This is a genomic window from Paenibacillus sp. FSL A5-0031, from assembly GCF_001956295.1.
Taxonomy (GTDB): domain Bacteria; phylum Bacillota; class Bacilli; order Paenibacillales; family Paenibacillaceae; genus Pristimantibacillus.
This window is the reverse complement of record NZ_MRTD01000020.1, coordinates 16,817-41,270: the sequence shown is the minus strand read 5'-3', so window position 1 is coordinate 41,270 and position 24,454 is coordinate 16,817. Positions and strand designations below refer to the sequence as shown.

At 44.3% G+C, this 24,454-nt stretch carries 15 protein-coding genes; 13 read left to right on the top strand and 2 right to left on the bottom strand.

Features of this window, described 5'->3' with window-relative positions:
- Window positions 1-18: 18 nt before the first annotated feature.
- The 4 genes from BK120_RS27435 to BK120_RS27420 all read left to right on the top strand — a co-directional run bounded on the left by BK120_RS27435 (window position 19) and on the right by BK120_RS27420 (window position 5,260).
- Window positions 19-1,593, top strand: coding sequence for a response regulator (locus BK120_RS27435; RefSeq protein ID WP_076270696.1), 1,575 nt, complete (start codon window positions 19-21; stop codon window positions 1,591-1,593).
- A 165-nt stretch (window positions 1,594-1,758) separates the two neighbouring features.
- Entirely contained in the window at window positions 1,759-2,679 is a 921-nt protein-coding gene (locus tag BK120_RS27430) for an ABC transporter permease (protein ID WP_076270695.1), read from the top strand.
- Window positions 2,680-2,693: 14 nt separating this feature from the next.
- Complete coding sequence (locus tag BK120_RS27425) at window positions 2,694-3,626, top strand: carbohydrate ABC transporter permease (protein ID WP_076270694.1); 933 nt, start codon at window positions 2,694-2,696, stop codon at window positions 3,624-3,626.
- Between the two features lie 47 nt (window positions 3,627-3,673).
- Window positions 3,674-5,260: an ABC transporter substrate-binding protein gene (locus BK120_RS27420; protein ID WP_076270693.1), complete on the top strand. Its 1,587-nt coding sequence runs from the start codon at window positions 3,674-3,676 to the stop codon at window positions 5,258-5,260.
- Between the two features lie 119 nt (window positions 5,261-5,379).
- Here the strand turns inward: BK120_RS27420 and BK120_RS27415 are convergent, their stop codons facing one another.
- Window positions 5,380-6,660: an MFS transporter gene (locus BK120_RS27415; protein WP_076270692.1), complete on the bottom strand. Its 1,281-nt coding sequence runs from the start codon at window positions 6,658-6,660 to the stop codon at window positions 5,380-5,382.
- A gap of 193 nt (window positions 6,661-6,853) precedes the next feature.
- Between BK120_RS27415 and BK120_RS27410 the strand changes: the two genes are divergently transcribed.
- Window positions 6,854-7,216: a DUF423 domain-containing protein gene (locus BK120_RS27410; protein WP_076270691.1), complete on the top strand. Its 363-nt coding sequence runs from the start codon at window positions 6,854-6,856 to the stop codon at window positions 7,214-7,216.
- Window positions 7,217-7,288: 72 nt separating this feature from the next.
- Here the strand turns inward: BK120_RS27410 and BK120_RS27405 are convergent, their stop codons facing one another.
- Window positions 7,289-7,939, bottom strand: coding sequence for a GDSL-type esterase/lipase family protein (locus BK120_RS27405; protein WP_076270690.1), 651 nt, complete (start codon window positions 7,937-7,939; stop codon window positions 7,289-7,291).
- 263 nt (window positions 7,940-8,202) lie between these two features.
- Here BK120_RS27405 and BK120_RS27400 point away from each other — a divergent pair, with 263 nt between their 5' ends.
- The 8 genes from BK120_RS27400 to BK120_RS27335 all read left to right on the top strand — a co-directional run bounded on the left by BK120_RS27400 (window position 8,203) and on the right by BK120_RS27335 (window position 24,314).
- Window positions 8,203-10,512 (top strand): helix-turn-helix domain-containing protein, encoded by a 2,310-nt coding sequence (locus tag BK120_RS27400; protein ID WP_076270689.1) that lies wholly within the window; start codon window positions 8,203-8,205, stop codon window positions 10,510-10,512.
- 319 nt (window positions 10,513-10,831) lie between these two features.
- Window positions 10,832-11,821 carry an ABC transporter permease gene (locus tag BK120_RS27395; RefSeq protein ID WP_076270688.1) on the top strand — a complete coding sequence of 330 codons (990 nt, stop codon included), beginning with the start codon at window positions 10,832-10,834 and terminating at the stop codon, window positions 11,819-11,821.
- The gene (locus BK120_RS27390; RefSeq protein ID WP_076270687.1) at window positions 11,821-12,702 is read left to right on the top strand and encodes a carbohydrate ABC transporter permease; all 882 of its coding nucleotides are present in this window, start codon (window positions 11,821-11,823) and stop codon (window positions 12,700-12,702) included. Before BK120_RS27395 ends, BK120_RS27390 begins: the two co-directional genes overlap by 1 nt.
- A 54-nt stretch (window positions 12,703-12,756) precedes the next feature.
- Entirely contained in the window at window positions 12,757-14,271 is a 1,515-nt protein-coding gene (locus BK120_RS27385) for an extracellular solute-binding protein (protein WP_076270686.1), read from the top strand.
- An 84-nt stretch (window positions 14,272-14,355) separates the two neighbouring features.
- Complete coding sequence (locus tag BK120_RS27380) at window positions 14,356-16,029, top strand: DUF4091 domain-containing protein (RefSeq protein WP_076270685.1); 1,674 nt, start codon at window positions 14,356-14,358, stop codon at window positions 16,027-16,029.
- A gap of 45 nt (window positions 16,030-16,074) precedes the next feature.
- Entirely contained in the window at window positions 16,075-17,838 is a 1,764-nt protein-coding gene (locus BK120_RS27375; protein WP_076270684.1) for a glycoside hydrolase family 35 protein, read from the top strand.
- A 56-nt stretch (window positions 17,839-17,894) separates the two neighbouring features.
- Window positions 17,895-23,177, top strand: coding sequence for a polysaccharide lyase family 8 super-sandwich domain-containing protein (locus BK120_RS34700; protein ID WP_083682533.1), 5,283 nt, complete (start codon window positions 17,895-17,897; stop codon window positions 23,175-23,177).
- Between the two features lie 18 nt (window positions 23,178-23,195).
- The gene (locus tag BK120_RS27335; RefSeq protein WP_076270683.1) at window positions 23,196-24,314 is read left to right on the top strand and encodes a glycoside hydrolase family 88 protein; all 1,119 of its coding nucleotides are present in this window, start codon (window positions 23,196-23,198) and stop codon (window positions 24,312-24,314) included.
- Window positions 24,315-24,454: the final 140 nt, after the last annotated feature.

Below are 24,454 nucleotides of genomic sequence, written 5' to 3'. Positions count from 1 at the left end.
GAGGAGGAGAGTACCGACATGGATATCAGCATCCTATTGGTAGATGATGAAGCAATAGATTTGGAGTGGTTAAGGCGCCGGGTAGCGGGCAATGAACAGCTATCCCTCCAAGATGTAGGAACGGCTATCAGCGGATTTGCAGCTTTGAAGATAATGGAACAGAAGCGCATCGATCTTATTTTGTCCGACATTCGAATGCCGATCATGTCTGGAATAGAGTTTGCTCGCAAAGCAAAGGAAATTAATCCTCAAGTTCATATTATTTTTATAAGCGGACACCAGGATTTCAGTTATGCCAAAGAGGCCATTCAACTGAATGCCAGCGGTTATTTGCTTAAGCCTGTAGATGATAGTGAGCTCAATGACATGCTCGTTCTCATTTGCTCTAAGATAGAGAACGAACGACAGCAGAATATGGCCTTGTCTGAAACCTTATCGCTAGTCAATCAGGAGCTGCTGCTTCGCTGGTTCAATGAAGCAACGCCAGGTCAGGTTGAAGCACATATTCATACGATTTTATCGCCTTTGTTACAGCAGGGAGCTTCTGTCTCGATTATTGAGATTGATGATCTTGCATGGAAGCTTAAGGAGAAAAGTGAGGAAGAGCGGCGATTGTTTATGAATCAGATCACCCTCTTTATTCGCAATTTTGCAGCGGACAACAACTTGGGCAGTATGATGACAAGCTATGATTACCATTATGTTCTGCTGGCTGCTGTTCAAGAAGAATACATGACGGCGCTGCTGGAACAACTTGTTCGGCAATTTAATGAGACGTTCTCTTGCTCCATTACGATTGGAATGGGAATGTACACCAATGATATCGCTAAGCTTCATGACTCCTATCGGCAGGCGAAAGCAGGATTAAGCATCAAATGGATCATGGGGAAAAATCGGATCATTCAAGGCGCTTTCCAGTGGAGCCCTAAACAATCAGCTGCATCAAATTTTGAAGAGGTTGTAGATGTTATGCTTCGAGCGATGCTGGAGTATGACCTGACGACCATTGACGACTGTTTGCTTCAGCTCTTAAACGGTGAAAAACCGTTGACCCAGAAAAACGATATTTATGATCTCATTATTCGTATTACCTCCAAGCTCCATGCTGATTTGCAGCAAATGAATGAACATATGTACGAAATGCTGAAATGGGAATCTCATCATCCGATTATTTTGTTTGAATTTGAAACGGTGCATGATATCCTCTCTTGGCTGAGGAGACGGTTCTTTGAACTATCTGAACTGCTGTATTTAAAGAAGCAGCGGCAGAAGCGCAAGCTCATTGATCAAATTACAGCCTATATCGAGCAGCGATTGGATCAGAAAATAACGCTCAATGAGGTTGCCGCCCACTTTGACTTCACACCAAATTATTTGGGACAGCTATTTAAAATGGAGACGAACATACTATTCAGCGATTATCTCAATCAATTGCGAATGGAGCGGGTGTGCGAGCTATTAAAGGACCCGGCAAAGAAGGTTTATGAAATTGCCGAGCAGGTCGGCTATAAAAATATTATTTATTTCAATAGACAATTCAAACAAGCGATGGGGCTGTCACCTGGAGAATATCGAAAAAAGCATAAAATTTAGAGAAAATAATTTAAAGCTCAAGTCCAAAGCAGGCGTTGGGCTATTTTTTTTGCAAAAGATATTCAAATCGTTGATTTAGTATTGGTTTTAGTTGTTTCCCATAATTAATTTATTTACCGCTGCTTTTTATAATATGTGTACATAGAGAAGAGAGGGGCAGTGTTGATGATTCGACATCGATTTTGGAATGATCTGAACAAGTATAAAGTAATCCTTTTCATGCTGGCGCCTGCCGTTCTATTTTATCTCCTTTTTGCCTACATTCCGATGGTCGGCATCATTCTTGCTTTTAAGCATTATGATTATGCGGGCGGTGTGTTTGGAAGTCCGTGGAATGGCCTCGACAACATTCGCTTTTTCTTCGAATCGGGCGATGCTTGGCGGGTAACAAGAAATACGGCGTTGTACAACATAGCTTTTATTGTCGTAAACAACTTACTGCAAATGTTTGCAGCCATATTTTTGTTTGAGGTTGGCGGCAAATGGTTTCGCAAAATTACGCAAACGGTTATTTTTCTCCCATACTTCATTTCTTGGGTCGTAGTTGGAGCGATTGCCTACAATTTATTGAATAGTGACATTGGTACGGTGAACGTCCTACTGAAGAGCATTGGGATGGAGCCGGTCGACATTTATAATACACCTGAATATTGGCCGTTTATACTTGTATTTGTCTCCGCTTGGAAGATGCTTGGTTATGGTACGGTAATGTATTTGGCCGCCATTACGAGCATTGACACGGAAATGTATGAAGCTGCTGAAATTGATGGCGCTAATATTTTCCAAAGAATGATGCGAGTCACAATTCCGAATCTGTATCCGACCATTATTATTTTAGTCTTATTGGCAGTCGGCAACATCTTCCGCGGCGATTTCGGCATGTTCTACAACATGGTTGGCAATAACGGGGTGTTGTTCTCCTCCACAGATGTCATCGATACCTTCGTATTTAGATCACTTATCACAACCAACGAGATTGGAATGTCAGCGGCGGCAGGCGTATATCAGTCCATTCTTGGCTTCACGACAATCATGCTGGTCAACTATGCTGTTCGTAAATATGATAAGGATCGCGCTTTATTCTGAATGGGGGTTAAGACATGAATGCATCCGGCTTAAGTTTAAATAAGAAAGCAGTCAAGGCTGCTAAAATAAAAAAAGTGGATCAACGATTATTTTATGCGATTGGCTATACCGCGCTCGTGATGCTGGCCTTGTTATGTATCGTTCCATTTATTTTGATTTTATCGTCATCCCTAACGGATGAGAGCAAAATTGTTGTGGACGGGTTTCAGCTTTTCCCAAGCGAGTTTTCTTTGGAAGCTTACAAAATACTTTTCAAATACCCGGATCAAATGATTAATGCTTACATCGTAACAATAGCAGTTACCGCGATTGGCACGATAGCTGGTTTGTTTCTAACGTCGATGACTGCTTATTGTCTAAGTAGAAAGGATTTTAAATGGCGTAATCACTTTTCGTTTTATTTCTTCTTCACCACGTTGTTCAGCGGCGGACTTGTTCCTTGGTATTTGCTCATCGTCAACTATCTCCATATGAAGGATACCGCGCTAGCTTTAATAGTCCCGCTGTTGTTCAATGTTTTCTACATTATCGTGATGAAGTCATTCATGAGCGGTATACCGGAAGCGATTACGGAGTCAGCAAAAATAGATGGCGCAGGCGATTTTCTAATCTTTATGCGACTTATTCTTCCACTATCCAAGCCAGCTTTGGCTACAATAGGTTTGTTCTTGGCACTTGGATACTGGAATGATTGGTATAATGCACTGTTATTTATTTCGAATGAGAAATTAATGCCGCTTCAGTACTATTTGTACAAAATGTTAGGCAATATGGACGGCATGCGCAAGGCAATGATGGGATCAGGCGCGGTTGTTACGACAAGCCTTCCGACAGAGGGTTTAAAGATGGCGATGACGATTGTAGCAAGCGGACCCATTCTCATTGCTTATCCATTCGTTCAGAAATATTTTGTAAGAGGATTAACGATTGGCGCTGTAAAAGGATAGTTCCAGGCAATCCTGGTTTATCAATATATGAATTGGGGGTCTCCAGCATGTTTAAGAAAAAATCGCTTTGGCTGGCATTTGTACTAACATTCGTTTTCATTTTAAGTGCATGCTCAGGCAACAGCAACAAAGAAGCCACATCTCCGAAACCAGCGAACGAAGGAACCGAGACCGCTACGGAACAGCCGGCTACTGAGCAGCCTGCCGCTGCAGAAGAGGGGATCGATACTTCCAAGGAAGTTAAGCTTAAAATGATTTTTGTAGGTCCGAAGCCGGTAGATTATGATACTGTTTTTGCTGAAATTAATAAGAAGCTGAAGGAAAAAATTAATGCGACAATTGAGGGCGAATTTCTAGATTGGTCCGATTGGGCTCAAAAGTATCCACTGAAACTAGCAGCCAACGAAGAATTTGACTTAATTTATTCCGCAAACTGGGCTGGATATAATGATCAGGCGTTGAAGGGCGGATTTTTAGAGCTAACGGAAGAGATGTTGTCTAAATACATGCCGGAAACTTGGGAAATCATGCCGAAATCCAGCTGGGATCAAGCAAAGGTAGACGGCAAGCTGTACATGGTTCCACAGAACAGCGGGGAGTCCGTTGAGAAGCTCGTCTTGTACCGGGAAGATTTGCGTGTAAAATATAATCTTCCTGCGATCGACAGTCCTGAAGCTTACGCGAATTACTTAAAGGCGGTTTCTGAAAATGAGAAGGGGATTGTACCCTTTACTCCAGAAACAGGGGATTGGAAGCTGCACAATTTAGATCGTATTTTGCTTAAGCAGCAAAGTGAGTGGAATATGCTTGATTTCGATCTTCCGATCGGATTTAAGCTGACAGATGAGACGGGCAAAATCTTCAATGTGTATGAAACAGAAGAGTTCAAGCAGCTGCTCTACTACTATAAGGATCTTGCAGACCATAATGCATGGTCAAAAAACGTATTGAACAACAAAAACGATCACCAGCAGGATTTTAAAGAAGGAAAAACGGCGTCAATTACTCATAATATGGGTACGCTCGGTTCCTTGAAAGCAGCGATGGAAAGAGAAAACTCTCCATATAAAGCTGCACTTGCCGATATTACGCCTGCTAAGAAAAAGTCTCAAGCCGTTGCTACGCAAAATGGCACATCGGTTCATGCGACTTCGAAAAATCCAGAACGTGCGCTCATGTTCATTAACTTGATGCAAAATGATAAAGAACTTCATAATCTCATGATGTACGGTATTGATGGCGTGAACTATGAAGCTGATGGCGACGATAAACTTAAGTCGACAGACAAGACTGCCAACTATACAGGCTTCTCCAACTGGAGCTTTAACTCGCCGCTCAATCGTACGGATGCGGCATTCCCAGAAGAGGCATCTGCCATGAGCAAAGCGTGGGAAGCAACGGTATATCACTACCCGCTTGAAACCTTTGTATTCGACAACAGTAAAGTGAAAACAGAAGTGGCTAATGTGAGCAACGTCATGCTTCGTTATGCGATTCCACTCGAATACGGTGCGATTAAGGATGTAGATAAAGGCTTGGAAGATTTGCAGAAAAAAATCAAGGCCGCTGGAATCGATAAGATCATTGCAAAGGTACAAAGCCAAGTTGATGCATTCCTTGCAGCGCGGAAATAATTGAAAAAAAATCAGCCCCCAGATTGTATCTGAGGGCTGATTTTCTGTTTGAAATATAAGAAGGTATAAGTTTTCATCTTATAAGTCACTTATAATTAACGGTCAAAGCTGCTTTAGCGTCAAATAGATGCCGAAGGCGTTTTTACTGCGGCAACCGTTTTTTTCTCCCGAAACAACATAAAAAATAGCATAGATGCCGTGACATACAGTGCTCCAGTTATGCTGAACGTGATGGCGTACCCCCAGTAGTAGCCATAGGTAGCAATAAGATGAGAATGAATGGGTCCCATCGTAGCCCATCCAAGCATAAAAGCTGTCTGCATACAGGAGTTGGCCAGGCTTTGCTTTTTTGCAGAAACCCGGTCGATCAAAATAGCCGATTGCAGTGGATTAGCTGCATTCATAAGCGCTTGTCTGAATAGAAAGCTTATAGAAGCGACGAGTAACAGGTTTGTAAAACCTGTTAATAGCAGGAATGGCAGCGATAAGGTTTGGAAAATAACGATCGCTTTCACTTGTCCAACTCGATTGGCGAGCGACGGGCCAATGAGCATAGAGATGATGGTCATGACTTGACCTAATGAAAGCAATAAGCTCATCGCACTAAGCGATATCGAGAACCGATTGGTGAAATACAAATTCAAATAAGGAACAACAAGACCCGATCCGATACCAATCAAAAGCTGTATGGAGGCGAACTTAATAATAAATGACATTTCTTTATTAGGATGAGCTGTTTGGTTCGAAGCTGGCTGCTCGTTAGTTGCTTCAACACTTTCCTTCTGGCTGCGCGCAGATTCCCTAATGGCTTGCAAAGGTAGAAATGCTGCAATTGTCGCTATACTGCCTGCAAGTAAAACGATTTTGAAGGAGAGCAGCTTACTTAGTCCTGCCGCCTGCATAATATCTGCAATGACGCCTCCGCCAAGGCTGCCGCCGACCTGAGAGGCGAGAACAAATGCTGAAAAAATACTGAAAATGCGCAGTCGATCCGCTTTAGCTACGTTTGTGGCGAGAAAGGGAATGGCAAGCACCTGAAAGATGGCAGCAAATAAGCCGGTCAGAACGGCCATTGTAAGTAAGCTGCTTTCTGTTTCAAATAATGAGCGTCCAGCGAGTACCACACCGCTGCAAAGAGCGCCAATGACGAGCAAGCGCTTGCGGCTGGCGCGATCGCCAAATAAGCCAATGGGAATGAAACATAATGCGGTTGCGAGTGATTGCATACTGACGATTTTTCCGCTCATGGCATCGGGGTAACCGAGCTCGTGAATGTATAAATTGTAGAGTACCGAGAACATGCCCGTACCGATTTGATATAACATGTTTGCTAGAAAAAATAAACGAATATTGCGGGACCAGCCCTGCCACTCTGTGGCGGTAGATTGAAAGAATTTCACGTAGATGCCTCCTGATGCTATACCAAACTACATTACTCCTCTGGCAACAGTAAATCAATCGGAAATTATTATGTAAGGAAAAATAAATAGAGTGCTGTTGTCTAATAGGATGAAACCTAGGAGAGCAATTCCCTCCCTCGATCAATCATGATATGCTAAATGTACCAATTGAAAGATATGGAGGGATATTTTTATGCAAACATTTGTAATGCTCGGCAGTATTTTGATGGTGCTGGCGGTTGCTATTGGTGCGTTCGGCGCACACGCGCTGAAAAGTAAAATAACATCGGATAAGCTAAAGGTATATGAGGTAGGCGTGCAGTACCATATTGCGCATGCATTAGGCTTGATATTAATTGGACTGCTGGTAGGACAGTATCCAGATGTTCAGCTTATCGTTACCGGAGGCTGGTTTTTGGTAGCGGGAATTATTTTATTCTCAGGTAGCCTATATGTGCTGAGTGTTGCCAAAGCTCGGTTTCTTGGTCCAATTACACCGCTAGGCGGACTTTCATTTATGATTGGCTGGGTGCTTGTCGTTGTGGGTGTTCTTTAGGAGCATCTCAAACGAATTTCAAAAAATGACACCAACCTATTAGAGGGAAGGTGTCATTTTTTATTTCTAAAACTAATTGCGAGAAGCAAGATAGGGGATTAATCCGTTTGCGATCACTTGATGACCCCGATCATTGGGATGGATAGGCAGAGTACCGCTCAATGCATCTTCTAATCTCCCATTACGATAGCCATAGATTAGTGAGGCTTGTTTTCCTTCAAACCATCTATGAGCGGGAGCGATTTGTGCATGATAGCTTTGGGCAACCTCTATCGTCGTGTAATTTAATTGGTCGATAGCAGCTGCTGCTAGAGAACTATTCGGAAACGGATTATATTGCGTGCAGCAAATAATACGGGCGTTACTCACGCTTTTTATATGAGCGAGAATGGCTCGTAAATTTTGCCTGTAGGGAGTTAAGATCGGTTTTATAGCTATTTGCTGTTGGTTCTTAATCGAAGACAATGCAGCGTTTGCTAAATCTACCCCTCCAATCCAGACAGAAACAACATCGGATTTGCTAATAGCTGAGGAACCCTTCCAGATGACTGCGTTTAATAGATCATGACTGGTCCAGCCCGGACGAGCTAATACATATCCAGTTGCCCTGCGGGAACGGGAGCGTGAATTTAAAGCGTCAACGGCTAGTTGGGGATATGCTTTTGCGAGTGAGGAGGCATTCTCCCCATAGGTAATAGAATCTCCAAGAGCTGTATAGAGCATAACGATATCACCCACCCTATTCTTAATCATATAGACAATGCAAATAGGCTAGTAAAGGTTTGACACTGACAATAACAGTCGTTTATTCTTCTATTTCACTAGTGCATCTCTATAGTTATAGTATTGCAATGCTATGCTGTTTGCGTGGACATTTGTTCAGCAGCATGCAAATTGGATAAATTCATTAATAATTATTGACTTCATTTCAAATGATTTGTACGCTGTGCTGAGGAGCAAAGTCTATCAACATAGGAGTCGACAGAATGAAGCTTATAGAGGGTAACCGAATAATTAATCGTAAAAGCTTTCTGAAGTATCCATCATTTTATCGCAAAATGATTGTTTTTACGTTATTATCATCAATCATTCCTATCATTATCCTTGGGATCACCAGCTATATTTTAACTTCCAAAACGGCTAAAGATAATGCCAGCCAAGACATTACCCAGGTCTTAAGCTACGCTTCAGAGACCATCGATAATGGGCTTGAAAGAGTAGAGAATAACTTAATTCAGCTGGAGATGAGCTCGTTCTTCACTTCAGACTTGAAGGAAATGAAACGTACCAATTATTCTGGATTTTATTCGAATATCTATCAGAACATGTTGGCTTTTATGAACGGAAACCCACTTGTTAAGGATATTTCGTTATATACATTGGACGAGAATTACTTAATTTCGTCTACTTATGGTGGCAAAAAAATGGAGTCGGCAGTGGAACAGGAAAAGTATGAGAAGCTGCTGGAAAACAAACAGCAATTAGTTTGGCAGGCTGGTTATTCCCAAGGCGGTCAAGTGTACGATTCTGGTATTACCTTAACGAGTACAATTCCTTTACATACAAAAGATCCAATCGGTCTTATTCAAGTCATTATTGATAATAAAGCGTTTGAATCTCTAACTGCAAAATTTGTGAAATACAAGAACCAGCATATGTTTGTAATCGATGAAGGCGGCCAGCTCATATTCCATATGAATGGATCTGAAGTGCCTAAAGATTTGTTTGAGTTGATAACGGTTGCACATGAGGGCAAGCAAGAGTTTTTATATCAATGGCAGGGCCGGGAGTACTTAGTTACTTCTATGGTATCCCCAATCAAGAAGCTGCTGTTTGTGGATATGATTCCAACAGCGGAGCTTTACAGCAGCGCAAGGAAGATTGCGGGTATAACGATTGGCATCGTGCTTGTTGTTCTTGCTGCGGGAATTGCGCTCGCGATGATCGGCACGAAAAGGGTATATAGTCCGATTCGGAAGCTGGTCTCTCATATTAGTGATAATCAACAAGCGGATATGGGGACAGACGAATTTAATTATGTGCAGCAGCGGTGGAAGGAAATTAACAGTAAGGCGAGTCAGCTGGAAGGCCAAATCAATCAGCAGTTTCCGCTTATTCGGGAGTTGTTTGCTTTAAGGCTATTGGAAGGGCAATTTAGTCATGAACGACGTGAACATTTGCATGAGCTTCTGCGCAGATACGCTATCCCAGAGACACAATGCGCAGCTGTCTTTATTATTTCATATGATCACCTATCGGACGCAGGCAAGTTTCAAGAGTCGGATAAAGATTTAATTTTGTTTATTATAAAAAATATGACGACAGAATTGCTGGAGCAGCAGCAGCTAGAAGGCTTGGTCATTAATGGATTAAATGATCAAGTAGTGGTTTGGCTGTGGACAGAAGATGAAGAAATGAATGCATGGTCAAACAATTTGAAGTCTGGCATTGAAAAAATACGACAGCAGATCACTCATTTTCTGCAATCTCCAGCAACGATTGGGTTAAGCCGTGCAGCCTCGCAGGTAGAGGAACTGCCCGATTTATATCGTGAAGCGCAGCTTGCCATTAATTCGCGGATGATTAATGGCGGCAATCAGATTATTGAGAGCAAAGGGCTTGCGGTTTCAATGATGTATCGTTATCCAGCAGAGATCGAGAACCATCTTATCGATTCATTGCAGGTCGGTGATCTCGCTGAAACGAAGCGTTTGCTTGATGCTTTTTCCAATAAAGTGCAATCTGCAGTGCATAATCCCGAGCTTATTAGGATGTCGTATGATCAGTTGTTGTCTACGACTTTACGAACCGTCTATTTAATGAATATGAGTCCAGAGCAGCTATTTGGAAGAACCGCTAGTGAGCTCAATTTCGATATGAGATCATGTGCAACAATTCATTCCATTAATGAGTGGCTGATAGATCGTATATTTGAGCCGATTATGATGTCCTTGAGCGGCAAACGGAATCAAGAGTATGAGCAGCTTATTGAAAAAGTTACAGACTATATTGCGGCAAATTATAATCTTGATATTTCTCTGGATCAGTGCGCACAGATTTGCAATCTGACTCCTCAATATTTAAGCAAGCTGTTTAAGCGAACGATGGACATCTCCTTTATTGAGTACCTCACACAAGTTCGTGTAGAGAAGGCTAAGGAGCTGCTGGAAGCAACAGATTTGATGGTGAATGAAATAGCAGAGCAGGTAGGCTACAACCCTAAAAATTTCATTCGTGTATTTAAGAAGCAGGTTGGATTGCCTCCGGGACAATATCGAGAAATGCATCGCAAGTAAATTGCCATACAAAATCGAATAGGCTTATTTCAAAAAGGCTTTGCTAAGAGTGAGAGAATTGTAAACTCTCCATCTTGCAAGTCTTTTTTTGATTTTATGGGGTGCGAATTTATAATCTGGCAGAGGTTAAAGAGATTAATTAATGAGACCCGAAGCAGCCACAAACCCAGCAGCAGCAAGGGATTCTCAATTATTGCTCAGTTGTTCTGAGCGAATAAGAATTGGTCATTGCCCGGCGGAAGCTTCGGCTTGTAAGATGCAGACATGAAACCATATGAGCAGCCAAGTTTAAACAAAATTGTTGGAGGTGGTGAAACCCTTGCCGCAATCTAATCCTGAATTAGCGAACGCAAGTTTATCACAAGGACATGAACCTAAGTGGCAAAAAACGAGAGATTCAAAGTGGTCTCAATTTAAAGTCATTTTAGGCCGAGAAAAATATTTGTACGTATTAGCACTTCCGGGTATTCTCTTCTTTCTTATTTTCAAGTACTTGCCCATATGGGGGCTGGCGTTAGCCTTTAAAAACTATTCCCCATACTTAGGCTTCTGGCAAAGCGAGTGGGTCGGATTCAAATATTTTAATGAGTTTTTCACGAATCCAGACTTCCTGCTTTTATTTAGAAATACGATGGCGATTAGCTTGCTGAACATCGTTTTCTTTTTCCCGATTCCCATTGTTCTCGCTATTCTCATTAATGAGGTTCACAATCGGGCATTTAAGAAAACGATTCAAACGATTATTTATTTACCGCACTTTTTGTCTTGGGTCATTATTGCAGGGATTTGCTTTATAATTCTCGGACAAAGCGATGGTATTATTAACAAGATTATTGTCGAATTAGGCGGCAAGCCGATCGGTTTCTTGACGGAGCCGAATTACTTCTGGGGTTTGTTGACTGCACAGAGCATTTGGAAAGAAGCAGGCTGGGGCACAATTATTTTCCTCGCTGCCATTGCGGGTATTAATCAAGACTTGTATGAGGCGGCGCAAATTGATGGTGCAAACCGTTGGAAGCAAATCGTGAATGTTACGCTGCCGTGCATTAAGAGCACAATTATTGTATTGCTCATTTTGCGGCTTGGACAAGTAATGGAGGTAGGGTTTGAACAAATTTACTTGATGATGAGTTCTCCCGTTTCACATGTGGCTGATGTATTCGATACGTATGTATACCGAACAGGCATTCAAAATGGTCGTTTCAGTTATGCGACGGTCGTGGGCATATTTAAATCGGTGGTTGGTCTTATCCTTGTCGTTACAGCCAATCGTTTAGCGAAAAAATTCGGTGAGGAGGGTCTTTACTAATGCATAAGTCCCTCGGTTATAAAGTGACAAACGGCATTATTTATACGGCGCTTGGTCTAATTGGACTCATCACGCTGCTGCCTTTTCTGTATGTCATTGTTGTTTCCTTTACAGACCCTTCGGAGTATTTGAGAAAGTCGTTAATTATAATTCCAGAGAAGTGGAGCCTTTCCTCTTATAAGTACATTTTATCGACTCCAATGTTTATGCGTTCATTAGGGGTCAGCGGCTTCTTGGCTGTTGTGGGTTCGGCAATCGGTATTATCGTTACAAGCGCTTTGGCTTATGCCTTGTCGCGGAGACGGTTTTTCGGTAAAAAGTTTTTCCTCGTTGCGATTCTAATGACGATGCTGTTCAACCCGGGTATGATTCCGAACTTTCTTTTGGTTGAAAGCTTGGGGCTAATCGATACCGTGTGGGCATTGATTTTGCCAGCTATTACGAGCGCTTGGTACGTATTTTTGATGAGAAATTTCTATCAGGAATTGCCGGAGGAGCTGGAGGAAGCAGCGAAGATCGATGGATGCAATGATATTGGGGTTTTCTTTCGAATTATGTTTCCGATATCGATGCCAGCAGTCGCTGCGTTCGGGCTATTCTTTGCAGTAGGCTTCTGGAATACGTACTTCAACGGCGTATTGTACATTAACTCGGATGAACTTCGTCCGATGCAGGTTGTGCTGCAAATGATGCTGATTCAAGCTTCAACCAATATAGCGGATCCATCCGTAGCGGCAATGCTGCAGAGTGAGCAAATGCTCCCTCCAGAGACGATCAAGATGGCAGCGGTAGTTGTTGCGTCTCTGCCTATCATTATGGTGTATCCGTTCCTGCAAAAGTATTTTGTAAAAGGTATGCTGGTTGGTTCCGTAAAGGGTTAACGGATAAACGACCATTATATAGGGGTTTACTACAAATAAGGGAGGGTTTTAAAAATGAAAAAAAGTAGCTTTGGCATAACGCTTTTGACGCTCGTTCTTACGACAAGTTTAATTGGCTGTTCGAATGGTGGCGAAGCTAAATCGGCCGGCAATAAAGAGGGTAAACAAAAGCCGGTTGATATTAATATCGGCACGATGACTTATGGTGAATCTCCAAGCAGTGATCTCGAAAGTGTCCAGCAGCTCAACGAAAAACTAAATGTAAAGCTGAGCATCGATTTTTATCCGATTAATAGCTATAAAGAGAAGCTGAATGCTTTGCTTGCTTCCAAGAGCTTGCCTGATGTCATTCTTATTGAGGATATCAATGATCCTGCATTCTCAACCGCAATTGAGCAGGGTGCATTCTGGGATTTGACTCCGTTCTTGCAGGATTATCCGAACCTGGCAGGATATCCGGAGAATGCCATTGAGAACATTAAGTTCAAGGGGAAATCCTACGGTATTCCGCGTGTCCGCCCATTGGATGGACATGAATCTCTCATTATTCGTCAAGATTGGCTTGATAAAGTGGGATTGAAAGCACCAACGACGATGGATGAGCTCTACAAAGTGTTAGAAGCTTTTACAAAAAATGATCCGGACGGCAACGGTAAAAACGATACCTTTGGTATGGTGCAAGCGAGTGTCAGCCCTTATATGATGACGATGTTTGGCGCAGGTACAGCGTGGAAGGAAACGGCTGAAGGCGGTCTTGAGCCATACTGGCTGACAGCTGAAGCAAGAGAAGCGCTTGAATTCTGGAGCAAGGCGTATGGCGATGGTCTTATTACGCCGGACTTGCCCGTAATGAAGCCAAGCCAAGTGAAAGAAATGATGATTCAAGGCAAAGCGGGCATCTCCTTCGGCAATATTAACGAAGCATTTATTTTCGGACAAGAGCTGCAAAAAATTAAGCCTGAAGCAGAATTGAAGGCGTATGAAATTCCAGCTGCCACAGACGGCAAAAAGTACAATGAACAAGCATATGGCTACTATGGGTTGTTCCTAGTCAGCAAAAAGGTTAGTGAAGACAAGCTGAAGAAAATTCTTGAGGTTTATAACGAAACGGCGACTGAAGAAGGCTACAATCTCGTTACCTATGGTATTAAAGACAAGGATTATACCGTATCGGAAGATGGTTCAATCGTTCAAACCGATGAAGGCAAGAAAAAAGCATATGGTACAGCGACGACTGCGCAATGGATTTCCGGTTATTTCAACAAATATCAACGTGCTGAAGGACCTGGCATGCCAGCAGAAGTTAGAGATTACAACCGCCAGCTGGTAGATACCATCTCAGCATCTTCAATTAAGAATCCTGCTGCAGGGCTGCCAACGACTGAAGTATGGATGGAAAAAGGCGGCGATTGGCAGAAGAAGTTTGTTGATATGTACACAAACGTTGTCATCCGTAAAGCAAGCATGGAGGACTGGGACAAGTTTATTAGCGGGCTTAAAGCGGACGCCAGCTTCCAGCAGCATCTGAAAGAAACAAGTGATTCTTACAAAGCGTTAGCAAGCAAGTAAGTAAATAAGCCCGGTAAGTTCGAATAGGTCAGTCGAGTTTACCGGGCTTATCTTTTTTATTAGATCATGTAGGGGGAATATGAAGTGGAAAAGTTAAATGGAGCTTTGCAGCTGGAAACGAGATGTATCAGTTCATTGATCAAAGTATTTGCCGATGAAGAACTGCTTGCAGCTGCGGTAACTAGAGGCTCGGCACTGCTTGGTGAATCCTATTCGTTCCAGGTTGCATATCGGACAGATGTACTTATGCGGCAGCTGCAGGTTCGGGTGGAGTCCGAGCTTGAGCAAGTATTGACCGTACGAACGGTAGAGCTGGTACCCGCCAATATGGTGAGCTATCACGATGCGGATGAATATGTGCTGAGAAGCACGCCCGGCTTGTATCCAGATGCGTTAATCCCATTTGATGCAAGCCGCGGTTTAACCGGTTATCCCAGCCAATGGCGTTCTCTATGGATAACTGTCGAGGTGCCGATGGATGCGAAAGCAGGTTTATTTGATATTCGTATCTATCTCATCAATGATAGCGGCGAGCAAGTAGGCGAGGAAACATTTACGCTGGAGGTAATTGCGGCAGCACTGCCCGAGCAGTCACTTATCCATACCGAATGGTTCCATGTTGACTGCTTGGCTACCTACTACAAGACGGACGTATTTAGCGAGTACCATTGGCATTTGATTGAGCAATACATCCAAACCGCTGTGAAACATGGAATGAATATGATTTTGACCCCTTTGTTTACCCCTCCGTTAGACACGGAAATTGGGGGTGACCGCCCAACCGTGCAGCTCGTTCAAGTTGAATGCGTGGGGGATGATTACCGATTTACTTTTGAAAAATTAAAGCGCTGGATTGCACTATGTGACCGCAGCCACGTGAAATATTTTGAGTTCTCTCATCTCTTTACACAATGGGGTGCCAAGCATGCACCGAAGGTAGTCGCCACAGTTGATGGTCAGGAGAAGCAGCTGTTTGGCTGGGATACGGATTCCAAGGATTCAGAGTACACCGAATTTCTTACGTTATTTTTGCACGAGTTAGTGTCATTTATAAAAGAAAATGGTTTAGAGAAGCGGGTTTATTTCCATCTGTCGGATGAGCCAAACCTTGCGGACATGGACACCTATCGCGCAGCGAGTGAGCTTATTGGACCGATTTTGGAAGGATTTCCGATCATTGATGCACTCTCAGAGTATGAATTTTATGAAAGTGGTCTAATTAAGCATCCCATTCCGGCTAGCAATGCGATTCAGCCGTTTCTTGAACACGGGGTAGAGGGATTATGGTCGTATTATTGCTGCGCCCAATATAAGCTCGTGTCTAATCGCTTTCTCCATATGCCGTCATCGCGCAATCGTGTATTAGGCATGCAGCTGTACAAGCTGAAGCTTGCAGGTTTCTTGCATTGGGGCTATAACTTCTGGTATGCGCAGTTCTCGAAGTATCCAATTAATCCGTTTCAAGTGACGGATGCTGGGGGCGGTTTTCCAGCGGGGGATGCATTTCTCGTATATCCAGGTGCTGAAGGGCCAATTGAGTCAATCAGGCTGGAGGTGCTAACAGAAGCATTGCAGGATCTGCGAGCGCTTGAGCTTCTAGAGCGGAGTACCTCACGAGAAGCGGTAATTGCTTTACTCGAAGATGGCTTAGAGCAGGAACTATCCTTTGAAGCATATCCGCGTGAGACGGAATGGTATATCCGCAAGCGTGAGGAAATTAACCGTCTAATTGGCGAGCATGCAAAAGCAGAGCAGTAACGCAAAGTAGACTACATTTAGTTCATGAGCAGAGGAGTAAGTGACATGGCATCATTCAGAGTGCAAGGTAATCAATTTCTTTATGAGGATAAACCGATAACGATTTTGTCGGGGGCGATTCATTATTTCCGTGTTATTCCGGGGTATTGGAAGGATCGATTGCTTAAGCTGAAAGCCTGCGGTTTTAATACAGTTGAAACGTATGTCGCATGGAATATGCACGAGCCGCAGGAAGGTAAGTTCTGTTTCACGGGAATGGCGGATATTGTAGCGTTTATCGAGATAGCAGCAGAGCTGGAATTGCATGTCATTGTACGTCCAAGTCCTTACATTTGTGCGGAGTGGGAGTTCGGCGGCATGCCGGCTTGGCTGCTTGCTGAGGATGGAATGCGCTTACGCTGCTATGACGAGTTATTTTTATCAAAAGTAGATGCTTATTATGATGTGCTACTGCCGATGCTGAAGCCTTTGTTATGTACAAACGGCGGTCCAATTATTGCAATGCAAATTGAGAATGAGTACGGCAGCTATGGCAATGATCTAAAGTATCTTGAGCATATCAAGGAAAGCATGATTTCGCGCGAAATGGACGTTCTGCTGTTTACCTCAGATGGCCCGGAAGATTTTATGCTGCAGGGCGGGATGATTCCGGGTGTTCTTGAAACCGTAAACTTTGGTTCGAGAACAGAGGAAGCTTTTAACAGCTTAAAACAAGTCCAGCCGGACAAGCCGCTTATGTGCATGGAGTATTGGAATGGTTGGTTCGATCACTGGAACAAGCCGCATCATACGCGGGATGCACAGGAAGCGGTGCAAGTATTTGAGGATATGCTGAATGCTGGCGGATCGGTTAACTTCTATATGTTCCATGGAGGTACGAATTTCGGATTCTATAATGGAGCCAACAACCATGGGAAATATGAGCCGACGGTAACGAGCTACGACTATGATAGTCCACTAACGGAGTGGGGGGATATTACGGAGAAATACGTCCTGTTAAGGGAGCTAATTGCAAAATATTTTGGCACGGCGTTAATGCCGCTTCCGGAGCCTGTTCGCAAAATGGCATATGGCCATGTTCAAATGAAGCCGGTTGCGCCGTTGTTCGATGTGCTGCCGTTGCTGTCGACACCGGTGCAGCGCGCTTGCCCTGAACCGATGGAGAAGCTCGGACAAGATTATGGATTTATTTTATATACAACAAAAGTTTCGGGCCCAAGACTAAATTGTTCACTTGTCTTGCAGGAGGTTCACGATCGCGCGCTCGTATTTTTAGATGGAGAATATAAGGGTGTTATAGAGCGCTGGGACCCACAGCCAATCGAGTTTGATGTGCCGGAGGGCGGGGCAGAGCTTCGTATTCTAGTCGAGAATATGGGCAGAACCAACTATGGACCGTATTTGCGAGATTATAAAGGGATTACTGAAGGGGTGAGATTAGGCTTCCAATTTCTATTTGATTGGACAATGCATTCGCTGCCGCTTCATAATATTGCTCAACTTGAGCAAGCGCCTGCTTTTGAAGAGCGAGTACAAGACATAAATGGACCAACCTTCTACCAAGGCTCCTTCCACATCGAGCAGGAGTCGGATATTGCAGATACCTTCCTGGCACTTGAAGGCTGGACCAAAGGAATTGTATTCGTAAATGGTTTCAACCTTGGACGTTACTGGGAAGCAGGACCGCAGAAGACGCTTTATGTTCCAGGTCCGCTGCTTCGTACCGGTGCAAATGAAATTGTAGTGTTCGAGCTGCATGGAGCGAAGACGCTGCAAGTGACGCTTCAAGATACACCTGATTTGGGGTAGTGCAAAGTATTGCAAAGTAATACCATTATGAACTGGAGATTGGAGAGGGTTCATTCATGAATATCAGGAAGAGGTCTATTTCAATTGTAGTGGTATGCTGTATGGCATTTCAGCTTTTGTTTGCGGGGCTGCCTATACTTGGCGATCAAGCGGTTGCGAGTCCGAATACAATGGTTAATTTGATTGCTAATGGCGGCTTTGAAGAAGGCGACTTAATTCCTGATAAAGGTTGGCAGGATGGAGGAAGACCAGCGGGCTGGGGCGTATGGCGCGCAATGGAAGGCAATCAGAATGTATCCGTTACAGAGGCTGTCTATCACACGGGAGCACGATCAGTGCAAGTAAAGCACGACAAGCTTGCTAGAACAGACATCGTTCCTGATCCGCTTGTTCCGATTACACCAGGGCAGACCTATAAGCTGCAGGCTTGGATGAAGACGGATCAAGTGCTGCCGGAAAATGTGAGTAAAGGCGTATATATTCGTACGCAGTATTGCGGTGCTGATGGGAAAAAGATTGAAGACGGTCCTTATCTTCCTTATGTAAGAGGGACAACGGATTGGACCTCTTATGAACTGCTGCTGCAGGTTCCAGATAAGCCGCAAATTGCTAGCTTTAAAGTTGAAATATTTTTTGAGACGGGTACAGGAACTCTATGGATTGACGATGTAACGCTCACTCCATTCAAAGATATTACGTCCATCGCGCTTAGCCCACAAAACGTGAACATGGATAAGGAGCAAAAGGTCCAGCTGATTCCTACTGTGGCACCTGCGAATGCACCGATGGATGACCTGATTTGGAGCTCCTCCAATTCGCTAGTAGCAACGGTTCAAAACGGTGAGGTAACGGCTCATGATTACGGTACGGCGGTGATTACGGCTGCGACGAGCGATCGTAGAGTATCCGCACAAAGCTTCGTTACGGTAGAATCGGAAGCACAGAAAAAAGCGTATGAAACGCTTCGCAAAAAATGGGCGGCAAAGCTGGTTGGCGGAGAAGGGATTGATATGAATGATCCTGAGCTTGCTGCAAATGTTGAAGCCTTAGTAAACCGAATGACGAATAAAGAAGGTACCGGAAGATGGGACAAGCTGAATAAAGCTGCTGATGCGGATGTATTATGGGAAGACGTCATCAGCAAAACACAGAATGATTCGTGGCGAATTTCCTGGGCGTACGGCATTATTCGAGATCTCTCGCTGGCTTATTCAATGAAAGGCTCCTCTCTTTTTGAAAATGAAGACTTGAAAAACGATATTATTCAGGCGATGGAATGGATGCTGAAATATCAATACAATTCCAGCAAGAAGATTACAGGCAACTGGTGGGATTGGGAGATCGGAACACCGCAGGAAATTATGAATATCCTGTCGCTCATGTATGATGCAATTCCGCCAGATTTAATTGCAAAATATATTGAAGCAATTGATAAGTTCGTGCCCGACCCCAAAAAACGTGTAGCGAATTCAGCGACGATTGAGACAGGAGCAAACCTGCTTGATAAAGCACTCGTTGTGACGCTGCGTGGGATTGTAGGTCAACATGCCGCTAAAGTCATGCAGGGTCGTGATTCGATTGCGGATGAGTTCTTGTATGTGAAGAAGGGGGATGGGCTTTATGAGGATGGTTCCCTCGTTCAACATACAAGCATAGCGTATACTGGCGGTTATGGTGCGGTATTGCTCGGACGTATGGCTGATTTATTTTATATTTTTGCAGATTCAGAGTGGGCGGTTTCAGACCCGAGTGCAAGCAATGTTTATAACTGGGTAAAAGATTCTTTTGAACCGCTTTTATATAAAGGTGCGATTCTGGACTCGGTCAAAGGTCGCAGCATTTCTCGTGCTGCCGATTCTGATCATATTACAGGGCGCTCCATTATAATGACGCTTCTGCGACTGGCTCAGTCTGCCCCGCCAGCCATAGCAGAGGAAACCAAAAGTATGGTGAAGGAATGGGTACGTTCTGACACGACATTCGAAAATTATTACGAAGGATTGCCATTATATGAACTTCATTTATTAAAGCAATTAATGCAGGATGACAGCGTTGCTCCTCGCGGCGAGCTGGTGCATACGCAAATGTTCGCAGGTATGGATCGTGCGGTTCAGCTTCGTCCTGACTTCGGGCTTTCTATCAGTATGTTCTCGGATCGCATTGCAGCGTTTGAATTTGGCAATGGCGAGAATAAGAAGGGCTGGTACACCGGAATCGGAATGACAAATGTGTACAATAGCGACTTGAAGCAGTTTAGTGATCATTATTGGCCAACGATTGATAGCTATAGGCTGCCAGGAACAACAACAGATCGTTCTTACAGAGAGCCCGCAGAATGGGGTAATTATATGAACGGCAAGGATTGGGTTGGCGGTTCTGTAATCGATGATTACTATGGAGCTGTAGGTATGGAATTCTCGCTTGCAGGCAGTACAGGAAGCTCCTTGCAAGGGAAAAAATCATGGTTCTTGTTCGATGATGAAATGGTTGCATTAGGCTCTGATATTGTTAACAACACAGCGAGCATGACTGAAACAATTGTTGAGAACCGTCAGCTGACCGAAGCGGGTACCAATAAGCTTATTGTGAACGGTCATGAGATGCCAATAAGCTTAGGCTGGCAGGAGCAAATGACGGATGTAAAATGGGCCCATATGGAGGGCAATGCGGCCGGTTCTGATATTGGATACGTATTCCCTTCGGGAGAAAAAGTGACAGGCAAACGTGAAGCGCGCGAGGGAGCATGGAGCGAAATTAATAAGGGTGGCCCAGCGGATGTAGTGAAGCGTAATTATTTAAGCCTTGCCATTGAGCATGGCATATTGCCGACAGCTGGCACTTATGAATATGTGCTGCTCCCGGGCAAGACGCCGGAGCAAACAGCTGCATATGAAGCAAATCCCGACATTCAAGTACTGGCTAAAACGGAGAAGGTTCATGCTGTAAAAGAAACGAAGCAGCAGGTTACAGGTTTGAATTTCTGGGAAGCGTCTGCTTTCCAGTATGTGAAGACCGATAAACCTATTTCCATGATGGTTAAGGAAAAAGGAAACGAGCTTACCCTCGCAATTGCTGAACCTACACAGAAGCAGGGAATGGTAACGGTTGACCTCGGTAAAATAGGATTGCAGATCATTGCACAAGATCCGAGTATTCAGGTCGTACAAACTTTCCCGTATACTCGTTTGGCAATCCATACGCAAGGAGCCGCAGGAAAAGTCCATACGATTACGTTGAAGGTTGATCCGAGCCAAACGATCGATATGGAAGCCATGCAGCCGGAAGAAGGTAAAACCTTTAAAATTCCGGTAATGGAGGATACCTTCGTTCGTAGTGGAGCAAATCATGCCAATGTGAATAATGGCTCCAAAGATTATGTTGAAGTGCGTGAATATGGCGAGGGATATACACAACGATCCTTCATGAAGTTTGACCTCAGCAGCATCTCTGGTGATATGGAGTCTGTAAAGCTGAAGGTCTACGGAAAAATAAATGATGGCGATGCCAAATACGATTCTAATTTGATCGGTATTCACCGCGTTGAGGACGATTCTTGGAAAGAGACCGAGATGGTGTGGGGCAATCAACCGGCTTATGGTGATGCCATCTCCACAATTGCTTTCCAAAAGGTTGATAAATGGCGTGAATACGAGCTGGTAGACACCGTAAAAGCGGAGCTGCTGCGTGATCAGCGTTTAAGTTTAGCATTGATCGAGCAGCCAGGCGTGAAAGGCTTGAATACACAGATCAAGAGTAAAGAAAACGCTGCGTTTGCGCCATATTTGGAAGTAAAGATGAAGGCATCTGAGGGTGCAAAGGTGACGGAGATTACTGTTACACCACCAGAAGCAACGCTAAAGCAGGGTAAGCAAGTGAAGCTTGAAGCGGCTGTGAAACCAGACCATGCAAAAAACAAACAAATCGTTTGGACGATGAGCGATGAGCATCGTGCCTTAGCGACGCTGCAAGTTAATAATGGACAAGCCGTTGTTACAGGCGTGCTGCCCGGCAAGGTGGAGATTATTGCAGCTTCTGTCGATGGAGGGTATCAAGCGACGGCGACTATTGTAATTGAGGCGGCGGAAGTAAAACCAGATCCGGAGCCAACGCCAAAGCCTGATCCGACACCAACACCGACTCCTGATCCAACGCCGAGCCCGGCAGTTGGAGGTTCAGGTTCAAATGAGATAACGATAAAAGAACGGGTTCAAGGCATGCTTGGCGGCGAATTAAAAATGGTCAGTACAGATGAGCAATTGGCGGCTGGGCAGATTTTAGTTTCAATCCCGAATGGAGCCCAAAGCGTTCAGCTCTCCTCCGCTGCCGTTTCGAAGCTGCTGGAGTGGAACCGTGAAGCTATGCTAATTGTGAGCGGGTCCAATATGTTTATTACTCTTCCACTAAAGCAGATGGCTAATCTTCAAGAAGCAAATGGTGTGCGAGTCGGAATGGAGCCTATTGCTGATGACGCAGTTACAACGATTACAGACCATGCCAAAAAATTAGGTGCTTCACTCGTTCATATCGCAGACCAAGTTGTAGTGGAGGCGGACTCCTTGCAGCGAATGTACGGCAGCTTGATTAATGCTGGAAAGCTAGAAATGAAATGGATGATAGAAACGAAAGCAAATCCGGCTCATTTGGCGGGGCTGCGTTATGACGAGGAGCGCAAAGCGCTTGTTCCAGTTCCAATGAAGCTAAAAGCGGTTGGGAGCGGTGTAGAAGCAACCTTTGACGGCCTGCCAGGCGAAACCTACCTGTTGGTTGAAGCAAACAAGACATTTGCGGATCTTGGGAAGCACTGGGTCAAGGACGATGCACAATACTTGGCATCTAAGTTTATTATGCAAGGAAGAAATGCAGATACCTTCGCACCTCAGGCGGAAATTACTCGCGCAGAGATGGCTGCTATAATCTCTCGAATGCTGGATCTTAGTGTGAAAGGCTCAAATCTAACATACACCGATGTAAGCGACATGCAGGGCAGTTGGTACGAGAATGATATTATTCGAGTGCATGAGGCTGGACTGATGAACGGTTATGCAGACGGCTCGTTTAAGCCAGAGCAAACCATTACGCGCCAAGAATTGGCGGTGCTGATTGCTCGCGTCATGAGTAAGATTCAACCAGACTGGATGACCGGGGCAGATACTGCTCAACTTAATATTTTTACGGATTCTCAAAATATAGCACCATGGAGCGTAAAGGAAATAGCAGCAGCGGTAAATAATAGACTGCTGCAAGGGGACAAGCAGCAAAGGTTTAACCCTGCCGCTTTAGCGACTCGTGCGGAAGCAGCGGCTATCGTGAAGAGAATGCTGGATCAGATAAATCGATAGCAGAGAGGATGGAAGGACATGTGGAAATCGGCAATTGAAGATGCAATGGAGAAGACAAAAAAGAACATCCAGCGTTTTGGGGTTCGCTTCCCGCATGTCAGTGTCAACGACAAGTATGAACTCAATGACAATGAAGATTGGACAAACGGATTTTGGAGTGGAATGCTGTGGTTATGCTACGAATATTCCGGAGATGAAGCTTACCGTGATGCTGCTCGGCTCACGGTAAAGAGCTTCAAGCATCGTATAGAAGAGCATATTGTGCTTGATCATCATGACATCGGTTTCTTATACACCTTATCCTCGCAAGCACAGTGGATTTTGGAGCGGGATGAGGAAGCAAGGGAGTTGACATTACAGGCGGCAGACGTGCTTTTGCGTCGCTTTAGAGAAAAAGGGCAATACATTCAAGCTTGGGGACAGGCTGGAGACGAGAAGCATGGCGGGCGCATGATTATTGATTGCCTCTTGAATCTTCCATTGTTATTTTGGGCTTATCAACAAACGGATGATGAGCGTTATTATAAGGTTGCCATTAAGCAGGCAGATCAAAGCCGCCGCTACCTTGTGCGAGGTGACGACAGCTCCTATCATACCTTCGTTTTTAATGAAGAAACCGGTGAGGCGCTAGGCGGCGCAACACATCAAGGGTACACAAACGGATCGACATGGGCTCGCGGTCAAGCATGGGGTATTTATGGCTTTGCACTTGCTTATCGCTACACCGGGAATAAGGCGTATTTGGATACAGCGAAACGGATGGCAGCCTATTTCCTCTCAAAGCTGCCAGAGGATGATGTAGCTTACTGGGACTTTGATGTTCAGGTCGAGGAAGGGACGTACCGTGACAGCTCTGCCTCTGCGATTACAGCCGCGGGCTTGCTGGAATTAATGAGCCATCTGGATGATAACGATCCAGATCGCGCTGAATTTGAACGGAAGCTGAATTTGTCGATGACCTCACTTGTTCGTCATTACTCCACGATGGGAGAAGAGGCAGAAGGGTTATTAAAGCATGGCTCTTACTATGTAAGAGGCAATACAGCGCCGGATGATTTTATGATCTGGGGAGACTACTTTTACCTTGAGGCACTTATGCGGATGGAAAAAGGAATAAAAGGTTACTGGTACGAGTAAATGGAGTAAGAGAGCAGGCTTTATTTTAAAATTGTAGTGAGTCCCTTTCTATTTTTGGATGGGCAGGTTTAATGATTATTATTTTTGGCATGATTCGCATAGGCGGGTTTAAGCGGAATCGGGGATTAGGCACTCATGGA

Excerpts from the sequence above, each read along its gene's own strand:
- BK120_RS27385 (WP_076270686.1), top strand. The coding sequence starts at position 12,757 with ATGAAAAAAAGTAGCTTTGGCATAACGCTTTTGACGCTCGTTCTTACG.
- BK120_RS27420 (WP_076270693.1), top strand. The coding sequence starts at position 3,674 with ATGTTTAAGAAAAAATCGCTTTGGCTGGCATTTGTACTAACATTCGTT.
- BK120_RS27425 (WP_076270694.1), top strand. The coding sequence starts at position 2,694 with ATGAATGCATCCGGCTTAAGTTTAAATAAGAAAGCAGTCAAGGCTGCT.
- BK120_RS27375 (WP_076270684.1), top strand. The coding sequence starts at position 16,075 with ATGGCATCATTCAGAGTGCAAGGTAATCAATTTCTTTATGAGGATAAA.
- BK120_RS27430 (WP_076270695.1), top strand. The coding sequence starts at position 1,759 with ATGATTCGACATCGATTTTGGAATGATCTGAACAAGTATAAAGTAATC.
- BK120_RS27435 (WP_076270696.1), top strand. The coding sequence starts at position 19 with ATGGATATCAGCATCCTATTGGTAGATGATGAAGCAATAGATTTGGAG.
- BK120_RS27410 (WP_076270691.1), top strand. The coding sequence starts at position 6,854 with ATGCAAACATTTGTAATGCTCGGCAGTATTTTGATGGTGCTGGCGGTT.
- BK120_RS34700 (WP_083682533.1), top strand. The coding sequence starts at position 17,895 with ATGAATATCAGGAAGAGGTCTATTTCAATTGTAGTGGTATGCTGTATG.
- BK120_RS27390 (WP_076270687.1), top strand. The coding sequence starts at position 11,821 with ATGCATAAGTCCCTCGGTTATAAAGTGACAAACGGCATTATTTATACG.
- BK120_RS27400 (WP_076270689.1), top strand. The coding sequence starts at position 8,203 with ATGAAGCTTATAGAGGGTAACCGAATAATTAATCGTAAAAGCTTTCTG.
- BK120_RS27405 (WP_076270690.1), bottom strand. The coding sequence starts at position 7,939 with ATGCTCTATACAGCTCTTGGAGATTCTATTACCTATGGGGAGAATGCC.
- BK120_RS27335 (WP_076270683.1), top strand. The coding sequence starts at position 23,196 with ATGTGGAAATCGGCAATTGAAGATGCAATGGAGAAGACAAAAAAGAAC.